The organism is Streptomyces nogalater (assembly GCF_039532885.1).
Taxonomy (GTDB): domain Bacteria; phylum Actinomycetota; class Actinomycetes; order Streptomycetales; family Streptomycetaceae; genus Streptomyces; species Streptomyces nogalater.
Window position 1 is genome coordinate 1 of sequence record NZ_BAAASM010000002.1, and the last position, 12451, is coordinate 12451.

General features: G+C 72.7%; 12 protein-coding genes. 5 read left to right on the plus strand and 7 right to left on the minus strand.

The annotated features are described in order from the left end of the window. Positions 1-127: 127 nt before the first annotated feature. Together ABD350_RS01945 and ABD350_RS01950 are read left to right on the plus strand one after the other, a co-directional pair. The gene (locus ABD350_RS01945) at positions 128-1657 is read left to right on the plus strand and encodes an MFS transporter (RefSeq protein ID WP_344345782.1); all 1530 of its coding nucleotides are present in this window, start codon (positions 128-130) and stop codon (positions 1655-1657) included. Between the two features lie 176 nt (positions 1658-1833). Continuing rightward, complete coding sequence (locus ABD350_RS01950) at positions 1834-2955, plus strand: ATP-grasp domain-containing protein (protein WP_344345784.1); 1122 nt, start codon at positions 1834-1836, stop codon at positions 2953-2955. An 89-nt stretch (positions 2956-3044) separates the two neighbouring features. Here the strand turns inward: ABD350_RS01950 and ABD350_RS01955 are convergent, their stop codons facing one another. The 5 genes from ABD350_RS01955 to ABD350_RS01975 all read right to left on the minus strand — a co-directional run bounded on the left by ABD350_RS01955 (position 3045) and on the right by ABD350_RS01975 (position 8067). Then, complete coding sequence (locus tag ABD350_RS01955) at positions 3045-4250, minus strand: HTTM domain-containing protein (protein ID WP_344345786.1); 1206 nt, start codon at positions 4248-4250, stop codon at positions 3045-3047. Then, the gene (locus ABD350_RS01960) at positions 4247-4957 is read right to left on the minus strand and encodes a DUF5819 family protein (protein WP_344345788.1); all 711 of its coding nucleotides are present in this window, start codon (positions 4955-4957) and stop codon (positions 4247-4249) included. Before ABD350_RS01960 ends, ABD350_RS01955 begins: the two co-directional genes overlap by 4 nt. A 97-nt stretch (positions 4958-5054) precedes the next feature. Further along, entirely contained in the window at positions 5055-5684 is a 630-nt protein-coding gene (locus ABD350_RS01965; RefSeq protein ID WP_344345790.1) for a LuxR C-terminal-related transcriptional regulator, read from the minus strand. A 219-nt stretch (positions 5685-5903) separates the two neighbouring features. Continuing rightward, on the minus strand, positions 5904-6497 hold the full coding sequence (locus tag ABD350_RS01970) for a hypothetical protein (RefSeq protein ID WP_344345792.1): 594 nt from the start codon (positions 6495-6497) through the stop codon (positions 5904-5906). A gap of 232 nt (positions 6498-6729) precedes the next feature. Then, positions 6730-8067: a 6-phospho-beta-glucosidase gene (locus tag ABD350_RS01975; protein ID WP_344345794.1), complete on the minus strand. Its 1338-nt coding sequence runs from the start codon at positions 8065-8067 to the stop codon at positions 6730-6732. Between the two features lie 499 nt (positions 8068-8566). Between ABD350_RS01975 and ABD350_RS01980 the strand changes: the two genes are divergently transcribed. From ABD350_RS01980 to ABD350_RS01990, 3 genes are all read left to right on the plus strand, one after another. Further along, complete coding sequence (locus ABD350_RS01980) at positions 8567-9706, plus strand: TerC family protein (RefSeq protein WP_344345796.1); 1140 nt, start codon at positions 8567-8569, stop codon at positions 9704-9706. Positions 9707-9797: 91 nt separating this feature from the next. Further along, a complete protein-coding gene (locus ABD350_RS01985; protein ID WP_344345798.1) occupies positions 9798-10028 on the plus strand; it encodes a hypothetical protein in 231 nt (76 codons plus the stop codon). Positions 10029-10056: 28 nt separating this feature from the next. Then, complete coding sequence (locus ABD350_RS01990) at positions 10057-10458, plus strand: hypothetical protein (protein ID WP_344345800.1); 402 nt, start codon at positions 10057-10059, stop codon at positions 10456-10458. A gap of 130 nt (positions 10459-10588) precedes the next feature. Here the strand turns inward: ABD350_RS01990 and ABD350_RS01995 are convergent, their stop codons facing one another. Continuing rightward, positions 10589-11848: an MFS transporter gene (locus tag ABD350_RS01995; RefSeq protein ID WP_344345802.1), complete on the minus strand. Its 1260-nt coding sequence runs from the start codon at positions 11846-11848 to the stop codon at positions 10589-10591. Beyond that, positions 11845-12447, minus strand: a complete 603-nt coding sequence (locus tag ABD350_RS02000) for a glycine-rich domain-containing protein (RefSeq protein ID WP_344345804.1) — start codon at positions 12445-12447, stop codon at positions 11845-11847. Before ABD350_RS02000 ends, ABD350_RS01995 begins: the two co-directional genes overlap by 4 nt. Positions 12448-12451 lie beyond the last annotated feature (4 nt).

The following is a 12451-nucleotide window of genomic DNA, read 5'->3' on the forward strand; positions in this document are numbered from 1 at the left end:
GGTCCGCCCGTCCGCTGCCGGTATGGCCGGATACCGCCGGCCCCCCCGAGCCGAAGTTCGACAGTACGCAATCATACGAACTGTCATATGAGCCGGGCCGTCCTGCCCATGACCCGAAGGGCCGACCATGTCCACCTCTCCCAGGCCACCCACGCGGTCGGCCGGACCCGGCCGGACCCGGCCGGGCTGGAGCCTGGCGCTGTTGGCGCTGGCGCAGCTGATCTTCTCCCTCGACCTCAACATCGTGTTCGTCGCCCTGCCCGACATCGGCACCGACCTGGACTTCCCCGGCCAGACCCAGCAACTGGTCGTCAGCGCCTACGTGGTCTTCGCCGGCGGCTTCCTGCTGCTCGGGGGCCGGGCCGCCGATCTGCTCGGCCGGCGCCGGATCTTCGTGCTCGCGCTCTGCGTGTACGCCGTCTCCTCGCTGGCCGGCGGGCTGGCGGGCAGCCCGGAGGTCATCGTCGCCGCGCGGGCGGTCCAGGGCATCGGGGGCGCGCTGCTGCTGCCGTCCACGCTGTCGCTGATCAACACGCTGTTCGAGGAGGGACCCAAGCGGAACCGGGCGCTCGCCGTGTGGGGCGGGGCCGGGGCCAGCGGCCTGACCGTCGGCGCGCTGCTGGGCGGCCTGCTCACCGAGGCCTTCGGCTGGCCCGCCGTGTTCTTCGTCAACGTGCCGCTGGCCGGGCTCGTCGCCCTGGCCGCCGTCTTCGTCATCCCGCGCGACCCGGCGGGCACCGCGGGCCGCCGGTTCGATCTGCCCGGCGCCCTGACCGTCACCGCGGGCGCCACCCTGCTCGTCTTCGCCCTGGTGGAGGGCCCGGAGTGGGGCTGGGCCTCACCGGCGGTCATCGGCGCGGCCGTCGCCGCCGTGGTGTGCCTCGCCGCGTTCGCCGTGACCGAGTCCCGCAGCGCCGACCCGCTGATGCCGTTCCGGCTGTTCCGCAACCGCAGCCTGAGCGCGGCCATCACGGTGACGTTCCTGTACATGGCCACCTTCGGCACCCTGCCCTACTTCCTCACCGTGCTGCTGCAGTCGGTGCACGGCTTCGGCGCCCTGGAGACCGGGCTCGCGTTCCTCGTGCCCTCCGTCGCCATCGCCGCCGGCACCCAGCTCGGCGAGCGCATGACCACCCGGCTGGGCGCGCGCACCACGCTGATCACGGGCTTCCTGGTCGGCGCGGTGGGCACCGCGGCCCTCTCCCCCGGCTTCGACGCGGACGCCGGCTACGGCATCGCCGTGCCCGGGCTGATCGTCTCCGGGGTGGGCCAGGGCATCGTGTGGACGGCCATGTGGATCGCCGCCGCCACCAAGGTCGCCCCCGGTGAGCAGGGCATCGCCAACGGCATGGCCTCCACCACCCTCAATCTGGGCAACGCCATCGGCCTGGCCGTGCTCACCGCGCTCGCCGACGCCGGCACCGACGGCAAGACCGGTCAGGCGCTGCGGGCCGCCACCGCGGACGGGGAGTTCCTGGTCGTCCTGCTCACCGCGGCCGGCATGGCCCTCGGCCTGCTGATCGCGCTGTGGCTGCCACGCGCCCAGGCGTCCGGCGCTCCCGTCGCGGGCTCGCCGGAGCCGGGTGCCGACGCGCCCGCCGCCGTCACCGAAGGGGGCCGTGCCGGGGAACCACTGACACGCGCGGTGCGGCCTTGACACGCGCGGTGAAGCCTTAACACGCGCGTTGCACGAGGGGGCTCCGGTTGGCCGTATGATCGCCCCACCACCGGCGCCCCCGACTTCCCTTTCCAGGGCCGTTTGGTGACCCTTTCCTCCCACCTGCCCGGGCACGGGCCGCTCCGCCCTGCCCGCACACCCGAAAGGCGGCCTGCATGCTCTCTCGCGTACGCGTCTGGCTCAACCGCACGTACGCGGAGAACGTGTTCTTCATGGATCAGCTGCGGAGAAATCCCGGCGACCGGGCGGTCGAGATCCATGCCACGCACGGTGACCCGGACTCCCCGGTGCTGGCCGCCGCCGACACCGCCGAGCTGGAGCCGGAAGGGCTGTCCCCGGCCGCGTACGTCGAATACGCGCTCGACCAGTGCGCCCGGCGCGGCATCGACGTGTTCGTGCCGCGGCTGCACCAGGCCGTGATCGTGGCGCACCGGGCCGAGTTCGCGGCGGCCGGTACGGCGCTGCTGGCGCCGACGCCCGAGGCGGTCGCCGTGTTCGAGAACAAGGCGATCGCGTACGAGGCGGTGCGCTCGGTGGGGGTACCGGTGCCGCCCTGGTGGCGGATCCGGACGGCGGACGAACTCCTGGCCGCCGTAACGGAGTTGGAGGAGGCCGGGCACCAGGCGTGCGTGAAGCCGGCCGCCGGGGCGGGCGGGGCCGGCTTCCGGGTGATCACCCGCTCCCCCCTGTCCCTGGCCCAGCTGAGCGGCTTCCCCGGCCCGTATGTGCAGCTGGACCCGGTCCTGGACGCGCTGCGTCGGGCCGGGGAGCCCGTGGACTGGCTGGTGATGCCCCGGCTGGCGGAGCCGGAGGTATCCGTCGACTGCCTGACCGGGACGGACAACCGGGTACGGCTCGCCATCGGCCGCACCAAGAACGGCCGCCGCCGGGGCTTCACCCTGGACGAGCGGTGGCTGGCGCCGGCCCGGCTGATCGCCGAGGGCTTCGGGCTGCACCATCTGTCCAACATCCAGTTCCGGATGCTCGGCGACCGCCCTGTGCTACTGGACGTCAACACCAGGCCCGCCGGCGGGTTGCACCAGCTGTCGCTCTGTGGGGTGAACGCGCCCTGGGCGGCGGTGCGGCTGGCGCTGGGTGACGACCCCGGGGTGATCGAGCCGCCGTTCCTCGGGCAGGACTACACGGTGGTGGCGGGGCCGCGTCCACTGCTGCCCGCCGGGCTCTCCCGGCAGCGGCCGGAGCCGGCCGAGGTGGTGCTCCCGGCGGCCCCGCCGCCCGCGCACACGGCCTCGGCGGGCGAGGTGCTGCCGCTGTAGACGACGGCTCAGCCGATCGGCGGCTTGCCCAGACGCGCTACCGGGACGGCGTTACCCAGACGGCGGCCTTTCCGGACGGCCCGGAGTTCTCATCCGGCCGGGGCACGGCTCGGGCGGAGCAGCGCGGCTCGCGTCCGGCGGGCCGCGCGTGTCACGCGGTCGCCCAGCCTGCGCAGTACGGAGGCCGGCAGGAAGACCGCGTCCGCCACGATCATCGCCATCGAGAAGAACGGCAGGCCGAGCAGCGTCCCGATCCCCGCGTGCATCGCCATCATGACCGTCACGATCGCGGTGCGGGTGCGGCGGTCGAACAGCAGGAACGGGAAGGCCACTTCGGCGATCACCGTGCCGTAGGACAGCAGCAGCACGACCAGGCTGCTGCTCGCGACGGCCCCTGACAGGGCGGGCCACGGCGTGACGTTGCCGATGTGCAGCGCGTAGTAGAGTGCCGTGCCGTCCTGCCAGAGGGACCCCTGGATCTTGTACCAGCCGGAGGACGAGTAGATCAGGCAGATCTGGACCGCGATGACGAGCATCGCCCCGGCGTGCACCACGTTGCCCGCCATGGTCAGGGCGGTGCGCGGTTCCCCCGGCGCGCCGCGCCGCACCAGCCACCCCGCCGACTGTGCGGCGAGGAAGCCCCAGAGCGGCAACGCCCAGCCCATGCCGAGTCGTCCCAGCCCGGTGACCAGCGTGAGTACGGCGGCGAAGAACACCCACAGAGCGATCCCGGCGGGGTCGGGGTCCTTTTCCCGGGCCCTCGCGGCGCGGCGCGCGTCCAGCGACCAGACCGCGCCGCAGCGCGTGAAGACCAGGTAGATCGCCATGATGTGGAGAAGGTTGTCGCCGCCGTTGCCCACGAAGGGGTTGCGGTTCTGGACCGCCATCACGGTGATCATGAAGAGCAGCGAGGCGGTCCGGGTCCGCCAGCCGAGGAGCAGCATCACCGACGCGGCGACCGCCGCGACGTAGCCGGCCTCGAACCACAGCCGGCCGTCGTACCACAGCAGGGGGGTGAAGGCGTGGGTCGTGGCGTTCCACTGCCGGCCCATGTCCCAGCTCCACGAGCCGTCCGGGCCGTACAGCTCGGCGCGGTCCACCCATTCACGCAGCAGCAGGGCGAGCCAGGTCAGCGCGAGGCCGATCCGGAGGACGGCGGCCTGGTACGGCGCGAAGGGCTCGGCGGCGATCCGCGCCAGACCGCGCCGCACGGCCGTGGCGAAGCCGCGCGACAGCGGTGCCGGGCCGGACGGTGCGCGGGGGCGGCCGGGTGGCAACAAGGGGTGTGCGGTCATCTGACGTCCTCCGCCCCGACGGTCCACCACGGCTGGACGAGGTAGCTGGTCCTGGTGTCGACGTACTGATGGCTCCACGGGGGCGCCGGCACCGGTGTGACGGCCGAGCGCAGCTGGACGCGGCGTACGGCGCCGCCGTCGGCCCGCGGGCCGAGCCGCTGGACGGCGATACGGACCAGGTACTGCCGCATGAGGCTGCCGTACAGGCCGGTGGGGCGGCCGTGGCCGTCGAGCGATTCGATGAAGTTGTTCCACGCGACGCGCAGTTGGTTCTGGTACGCCTGTCCGGGCAGCGGATGGTGCGCGATCCGCGTCTCGTCCCTCGCGGTCAGGTCCAGCCACCGGGTGGTCGAGAGGGTACCGTCGGGCATCCGGACCTGTGCGCGCGCGTGCACATGGGTGTTCGCCGTGGACGGGTTGGGGGCGAAGAGCTTCCACTGCTGGGCGAACTCGGGCCCGAGGTACCGGCTGATGCCCGTGGCATGCCGCTGGGACAGGTGGTTCGGCGGAGCGATGCCGAGGAAGACCACCGCCAGGTGCACGGCGGCCCCGGCCACGACGGCCAGCGCCGTGAGCACGATGACGCACAGCGAGGCCGGCGAGAGACCGGACGGCCCGCCTCCCGGCCCGCCGGCGCGGCCCCCCGGCGAGCTCTCCCCCGGGTCCGGCAGCTCCTTCGGCGCCACCTCGGCATCGGGAGGTCGCATGGCATTTCCAGGGGCGGCGCGGTCATGGGCGAGTGAACATGGTTTTCCGGCGTCGGCCGGGCGGCAAGGGGCAGAATTGCCCCTCTTTTCCTCGTCTTCATTCACCGGTCAGGCCGTACCGCAGCGCCAGTCGGGTCAGATCCGCCCTGCGATGAAATCCGCTTTTGCTGCGCAGTCGGTCCAGGTGTGAGTGCACCGTGTTCTCGGTGATGTTCAGCTTGACGGCGATTTCCCGGTCCGTGGCGCCGTCGGCGAGAAGCCGTAGAATCTGCCTTTCCCGGTCGGTGAGGCGCGGCGGCGGTGCGGGCAGGACGCGGCCGTTCAGGTCGGCGGAGAAATAACTGCTCCCGGAGGCCACGGCACGGATGGCCGTCAGCAATTCCGTTTCCCCGATTCTGTGGCCCAGATAGCCGCGGGCCCCGGCCTCGATGCACAGCACGGCGTCCGACTGTTTCTCGGAGAACGCCAGCACGATGACCGCGTGTCCCCTCCGGTGCAGCCGGGAGACCACGCTGGACGCCTCCCAGGCGGACAGCTGGACGTTGAGCAGGACGACCTCTCGGTGGTTCCCCTGGTCGCGGTAGTCGCCCACCTTGCCGACCGACGTCACGATCCGCAGATCCGGTTCGGGGTCGATCACGTGCGTCAGGCCGTGGGCGATCAGCGGGCAGTCGCAGATGACGCTGATGGGGGTCGGGGGCGGGGGTGAGGTCAGGGGTGCGTCCATACGGGCTCCAGGGCGTAGCGGACCGCCACGCGGCCGGCGACGGGGACTACGGCCGGCCGTCATGCCGTCGGAACCCAGAGTGGCCACAGTCCCGGCCGACGGCATGCCCAGTAGGCCAGGCGGCGCACAGGACACGTCCTCCGCCCGGGCGGACGACCGGCCCCGGCATCTCCGTGTGGATGCCGGGGCCGTTGGACGGGAAGGCGGACGCGTCGCCCGTCAGCCCTGCTGTTGCTGCTGCTGACCTCCTTGCTGCTGCTGCTGTTGCTGCTGTTGCTGTTGCTGTTGTTGCTGCTGCTGCTGTTGCTGCTGCTGCTGCTGTTGCTGCTGTTGCTGTTGCTGTTGCTGTTGCTGTTGTTGCTGCTGCTGTTGCTGTTGTTGCTGCTGTTGCTGTTGTTGCTGCTGCTGTTGGCCGCCCCGGCCACCCTGTTGCTGCTGCTGACCGCCCCGGCCACCCTGCTGTTGCTGCTGCTGACCGCCCCCGCCCTCCCGCTCGGCGAGCTTCGCGCAGGTCACCTTGCCGAACTTGGACGTCACCGTGTAGGTGTCGTTCGGGAGTCCGGTGAACTCGAAGAAGCCGCCGGGTGTCGTGGTGAACGTGCCCACCGCTGCTCCTGCGGAGTTTCTCGCGGTGACCGTCTCACCATCCGGGAAACCCCTTCCCGATATCGCGATGCGGCCGCCGGCGAACTCTGACGCGGTGCATGTTATGTCTTTCCGTGCGGGAGCCGCATCGGTCGACGAGGCGGCAAGGGAAATGCCGCCGGCGAGCACCGCACCCACTACGGCAGTCGCCGCGATCTGCTTCTTCATCAGTCGTTCCCATCCTTGAGCGAAAAGCCGAGCAGAGACCAACCACCGTGGCTGCGTCGCGATCAGGGAATTGATGTGCCTCCGCGCCGCTGATACAGCCCACCGACGCGCCCCCTGATGACTCTCCTACAGCAGCGTCACCCGGCTTGGGCGGAGATTTCAAGGGGTAGAAATACCGGCTCACTCACGGGGCAGAACCACCGACCCCCCGGGAAATATCCGACGGATTTCGCTACTTCAGATACCCCAGGCCGGGGTGCGCGGCGACGTACTCGTCCACCAGCCGGCGGGCAAGGTTCACGGAGTCCACCAGCGGGTGCAGGGCGAACGCCTTCACCGCGGTGGCCCGGGAGCCCGACTCCGCCGCGGACAGCACGTGCCGCTCGACGTCCTTCACCGCGCACACCAGACCGGTGGCGTGGCCGGGCAGCGGATCGGCGGCCAGGGGGTGTGCGCCGCCCGCGTCCACCAGGCACGGGACCTCGACGACGGCGTCCGCGTCGAGGACGTTGAGGGTCGAGCGGTTGCGGACGTTGAGGATCAGGGTGGCGCGTTCGTCCCGGGCGATGGCCCGCATCAGGGCGAGCGCGACCTTCTCGTAGCCGCCGGACAGGTCGTCCTCCTCGCGTTCGCCGGCGCCGGCGCTCTTCCGGTTCTCCGCCATGTAGGTCGCCTCCCGCTCGGCGCGGGTACGGTCCCAGGCGCGCAGGGCGGAGACGCCCGGGTCGGCCGCCTCGGCGTAGAACCGGGACTGCTGGTCGCGCAGGAAGGCGCCGCGGGTCCGCTCGGCCTGCTGGTAGGCGCGGACGGTTTCCCGGTTGAAGTAGTAGTAGTGCAGGTACTCGTTGGGGATCGCGCCGAGCGACCGCAGCCAGTCGGCACCGAACAGCCGGCCTTCCTCGAAGGAGCCGAGCAGCGCGGGATCGCCGAGCAGCCGGGGCAGTTCGTCGCGCCCGGCGACGCGCAGGCCGCGCACCCAGCCGAGGTGGTTGAGGCCGACGTAGTCGACGAAGGCCCGCTTCGGGTCGGCGCCGAGCACCCGGGCGATACGGCGGCCGAGGCCCACCGGCGAGTCGCAGATGCCGATGACGCGGTCCCCGAGGTGGCGGGCCATGGCCTCGGTGACCAGGCCGGCCGGGTTGGTGAAGTTGATGACCCAGGCGTCCGGGGCGAGCCGGGCCACCCGCCGGGCGATGTCCACGGCGACGGGAACCGTGCGCAGCCCGTAGGCGATGCCGCCCGCACCGACGGTCTCCTGGCCCAGCACTCCCGCCGCGAGCGCGATCCGCTCGTCCTCCGCCCGGCCCTCCAGACCGCCGACGCGGATCGCGGAGAAGACGAAGCCGGCGCCGCGCAGGGCCTCGTCGAGGTCCGTGGTGGCGGACACCGCCGGTGCGTCGGGAACCCCCTCGGCCTGCTCCGCCAGCACCCGGGACACCGCCCGCAGCCGGCGGTCGTCCAGATCGTGCAGCACCACCTCGGTGACCCGCCCCTCGGCGTGGTCGGCCAGCAGCGCGCCGTACACCAGCGGCACCCGGAACCCGCCACCGCCCAGAATCGTCAGCTTCACGCCCGCACCCTTCGTCGCTCCGGCACCCCTGCTTCCGTGCCGCACTCTGTGCCGCACTCTTGTTAGCAGACCGGACCCGCACGAGCGGACCACCGGCCGACCCCCGGGCGACCGTCCGACGGGTGCGGCTGTCCGACGGGGGGCTGCCCGACGGGGGGTGGCTCCCAACGGGCGATGCCTCCCCAACGGGCGATGGCTTGCCGACGGGCGGTGGCTGCCGACGACCCGAGGCGACCGCCCAACCGCCCGAGGCGACCGCCGGTGACGGCTCCTCGATCGGGGCCGGGCCCGCCGCGCACCCTGCCCGGAACGGGACGGGACGGGGCGAGACGGCCCGACTCCCGCCGCTGCCGGGGCCGGGCCCCGGCGGCGGCCAGGGCTCGGGCGCCGCCGCACGCGACCTGCCGAGAGGACAGCCGAAGCCGCATCCCTCAGACTCGGAAGAGATGACCGGTATCCATAGAGATGGCCGGTTTGTTGCGCCGGAAGGGTCGGAACCGTGCACAGTGTGCCGCTGTGGCTCTGGATGATCTTCGTCGTCACCGTACTGGTGTCGCTGGCCGTGGATCTGCTCGCGCACCGGCATGCCCATGTCATCGGTTTCCGCGAGGCCGCCGCCTGGAGCACGGTCTGGGTCGGACTGGCGATCGCCTTCGGCGCGGTCGTCTTCCTCGTGGTCGGGACGGCCGCCGGCGTGGAGTACACGACCGCGTGGCTGCTGGAGAAGAGCCTGTCGGTCGACAACCTCTTCGTCTTCGCGCTGATCTTCGGGTATTTCAGGGTGCCACGGGCCTATCAGCACCGGGTGCTGTTCCTCGGGGTCCTCGGCGCCCTGGTCTTCCGCGGCATCTTCCTCGCCGCGGGCGTGGCCGTGGTGAGCCGCTTCACGGCCGTCCTGTTCGCCTTCGCGGCCGTCCTCTTCTACAGCACGTACAAGATCCTCAGAGAGGAGGACGACAGCTTCGATCCCGGCAAGAGCATCGCCGTACGACTGCTGCGCAAGGTCGTCCCCGTCCGGGACGAGTACGCCGGCACGCACTTCTTCGTGAAGGAGGCCGGCAAGCACGTCGCCACCCCGCTGCTGGCCGTCGTCGCCGCGATCGAGGCCGCCGACATCGTCTTCGCCGTCGACAGCGTGCCCGCCGTGCTGGCCGTGAGCAATGACGCGTTCATCGTCTACACGAGCAACGCCTTCGCCATCCTCGGCCTGCGCGCGCTGTACTTCATGCTCGCCGGCCTGCTCGACCGCTTCCACTACCTCAGCAAGGGCCTGGCCCTCATCCTCGCCTTCATCGGCGTCAAACTCGTCCTGCAGGCCTCGCACAAGACGATCAGCAGCGCCGTGCCCGAGATTCCCTCGCTGCTCAGCCTCGCCGTCATCACCGTCGTGCTGGCCGTGTCCGTCGGCCTCAGCCTGCTGCGCCCGCCGCCGCCCGGCGCCGTCCCGCCGGGGCACGCGGAGGAGCCTTCGGCATCCGCGGCCGCCGCCGACGACAGCGGCTCGACCGACAGCGGCCCGGCCGGAAGCACCTCGGCCGGCGGTACCTCGGCCGGCAGTTCCTCGCACGCCTCCGGGCCGGACCCGCCCGCCGATCCGCGCCGGCGGCCGGAACCGCCGGAGCCGCCCCACGACGCCTGAGGCGCGGCCGAGTCGCCCGCACCCGCACGCCCAGCGAAGTCACTCTTTAAAGTGATGGCAAAGAATCCCCAAGTGACAGTAAAATGGGGCCATGAGGGGCGAACGGAAACTTCGAACGCGTACGTCGGAATTCCTCTGCGGCTCGTGCAAACAGCCGGTGGGCACCGTCGTGGAGCGCCACAAGAGCTTCGGCGTCTTCATACCGGTCTGGACGGCCGGTCCCTGCCACAACCCGCGCTGCCCGGAGTACGTCTCGCAGGAGGAGCTCATCGGCCGGCTGCGCGGCGCCCGGGACAGAAGGGCCGGGCGCATACGCCGCTGACGCGCGAGCCGGTCCGAGGAGGTGGCCCATGACCCGTGACCACCGCTTCCACCTCGACCGGGACGGGCATTCGGTCACCGTGCGGACCGGCACCGCGCGGGAGCCGACGGAAGTCCTGGTCGACGGCAAGGTCGTGGCCGCCCGTACCCGGCGCGGGCACCGCGAGCGCGTGATGGTGCTGACCGCGGAGCTGCCCGGCGATCCGCCGCGGCCCGTGGCCATCCGTGTCGACTGGCGGACCGGAGCCGGGAGCGGTCCCGTCTGCCTCATGGAGGCGGAGGGCACCCTCACCGTCGTCCCCCGCTCCTCACCCGCCCCTTCGCCCCCTCGCCGGACGGTCCGCGCCCTCGCCCGCCACCCGGTGCGGTGGCTGCGCCGGCACCTGCCACGACGCCGCCCGCGGCACCGTACGGCGCGACGCATCGGGTGATCGCGGGATTCCGCCGGACGGCCGCTACCCGTCCCCGGCCCCGGCTTCCCGCGGTCGGCCGGCCTGCGCGCCGCCGGGTGGGGCCCGAGCGGTGGCGGGCGGGGCCCGAGCGGTGGCGGCTGGGCGGCCGTCACGGCGGTGAGCCGCGCAGCGCCACCGCGGGGATCACCGCGAGGGCGAGGATTCCCGCCGCCGCCGCCAGGGTCGGGTAGCCGCTGCCCGTCACCACCAGGCCCGACACCATGCCGCCCGTCGCGCCCGCCACGGACATGCCCACGTCGGCCAGGCCCTGCACCGTGGCGCGGTTCTCGGCGGGGGCGGCGTTCGTGAGCAGGGCGGTGCCGCCGATCAGAGCCAGATTCCAGCCGATACCGAGGAGGACGAGCGCGCATGCCGACAGCACGACGGAGGCCGGCGGGGCGAGGCCCGCGAGCAGGCCGGCGCACAGCAGGACGAGACCGGACGCCGCCGCCACGGGCCGGCCCCCGACCCGGTCCGCGAGCAGGCCGCTCAGCGGTGACGGCAGGAGCATCGCGCCCACGTGCAGGGCGATGACCAGACCGGCGGTCTGCGTTCCGTGGCCGTGGCCGGTCAGGTGCACCGGCGTCATGGTCATCACGGAGATCATCGCCAGCTGGGCGGTGACCATCACGGTGGCACCGGTGACGACACCGGAGACCCCGCGCACCGGCCCGTGCGGCTCGGTGCCGGACGCCGGTTCCTTGCCGGAGCCTGCCGCGGCAGGTTCCGCGGCCGGTTCCACGGGCGGCGGCGGGAGGGAGCGCAGCCACCCCAGCAGCACCAGGGCCGCCGCGGCGTAGGCGGCCGTCGCCAGCAGGAACGGTCCGGCCAGTCGCGGGATGCCCCAGGCGTGGGCGAGCGCGCCGGTGGGGCCGACGAGGTTCGGTCCCGCGACCGCGCCCAGGGTCATGGCGACCAGCACGGTTCCGGTGGCCCGGCCGCGACGTCCGGGCGGGGCCAGCTCGGCACCGGCGTAGCGCGCGAGCAGCCCCGTGGACGTACCCGCGCCATACACGAAGAGCGCGGCCAGCAGCACGGCGGGCCGGTGGGCCGCCGCGCCCGCGACCACCCCCGCGCTGCCGGCCGCGGCCACGCCGTTGCCGAGCGCCAGCCCGACGCGGCGCCCCCGGTGCTGGCAGATCCGTCCGAGGGCCGCGGCGCCCAGGGCCGCGCCGATGGTGAACAGCGCGACCGGCAGCCCCGACAGGCTCGTGGAATCGAACAGATCCTGGGCGAGCAGGGCGCCGACCGTGATGCCGGCCGCCATGCCGGCACCGCCGAGGACCTGCGAGACGACGAGCACCCTCAGCGCGCGGCCCGCTGCCCGGGAGGCGTCCGCCGTCGCGGGCGGCGGGACCGTTGGGGTCATGCGGCCGACGGGGCCGGTGCCGCCGCGCCGTCCGGTCCCGGTGTCCCGGTGGGCTGCCCGGAGTCCGTCGCGCCGTCGGCCAGGGCCGCGATCTCCGCCAGGGACATGCCGAGTTCGTCGCGCAGGAACCGGACGATCGTCCAGTGCGGCACGGCGTCCTCGTCGAAGGGGCCGAACGCGGCCGTGTAGAGGGGGATCCAGCGCAGCGCCTCCTCGGCGGCCGTGGCCCGCCCTGGTGCCTCCTGGTAGGCGTCGTAGGAGATGCTCCGGTGGTGGATGAAGCGGCCGCCGGGCAGCCGCTCTTCGCACAGTTCCCGGTACTCGCGGGTCTGCAGGATGAGGTAGTGCCAGATCTCGTCGATGTCCTGCTCGACGGGGAGGAAGAGGCCGCCGAGCCGGTCCGGGTGGCGGGAGACCAGGTACAGGTAGCGCAGGCACTCGCGGACCTGGTGCCGGACGACGGCTTCGGCGGGGCCGCCGGGCTTGGCCAGGAAGTACCGGACCACCTCGTCGTACAGGACGGGGCCGAGCAGTTCCTCGGCGGTGGGAGCCGGTTCGGTGGCGGTGCCGGAGGGGGCGGGCGCTGCGGACGTGGGCATGGGA

What these genes read in the sequence shown, in the direction of transcription:
- ABD350_RS01945 (WP_344345782.1), top strand. Translation starts at nt 128, where the DNA reads ATGTCCACCTCTCCCAGGCCACCCACGCGGTCGGCCGGACCCGGCCGG.
- ABD350_RS01950 (WP_344345784.1), top strand. Translation starts at nt 1,834, where the DNA reads ATGCTCTCTCGCGTACGCGTCTGGCTCAACCGCACGTACGCGGAGAAC.
- ABD350_RS01955 (WP_344345786.1), bottom strand. Translation starts at nt 4,250, where the DNA reads ATGACCGCACACCCCTTGTTGCCACCCGGCCGCCCCCGCGCACCGTCC.
- ABD350_RS01960 (WP_344345788.1), bottom strand. Translation starts at nt 4,957, where the DNA reads ATGCGACCTCCCGATGCCGAGGTGGCGCCGAAGGAGCTGCCGGACCCG.
- ABD350_RS01965 (WP_344345790.1), bottom strand. Translation starts at nt 5,684, where the DNA reads ATGGACGCACCCCTGACCTCACCCCCGCCCCCGACCCCCATCAGCGTC.
- ABD350_RS01970 (WP_344345792.1), bottom strand. Translation starts at nt 6,497, where the DNA reads ATGAAGAAGCAGATCGCGGCGACTGCCGTAGTGGGTGCGGTGCTCGCC.
- ABD350_RS01985 (WP_344345798.1), top strand. Translation starts at nt 9,798, where the DNA reads ATGAGGGGCGAACGGAAACTTCGAACGCGTACGTCGGAATTCCTCTGC.
- ABD350_RS01990 (WP_344345800.1), top strand. Translation starts at nt 10,057, where the DNA reads ATGACCCGTGACCACCGCTTCCACCTCGACCGGGACGGGCATTCGGTC.
- ABD350_RS01995 (WP_344345802.1), bottom strand. Translation starts at nt 11,848, where the DNA reads ATGACCCCAACGGTCCCGCCGCCCGCGACGGCGGACGCCTCCCGGGCA.
- ABD350_RS02000 (WP_344345804.1), bottom strand. Translation starts at nt 12,447, where the DNA reads ATGCCCACGTCCGCAGCGCCCGCCCCCTCCGGCACCGCCACCGAACCG.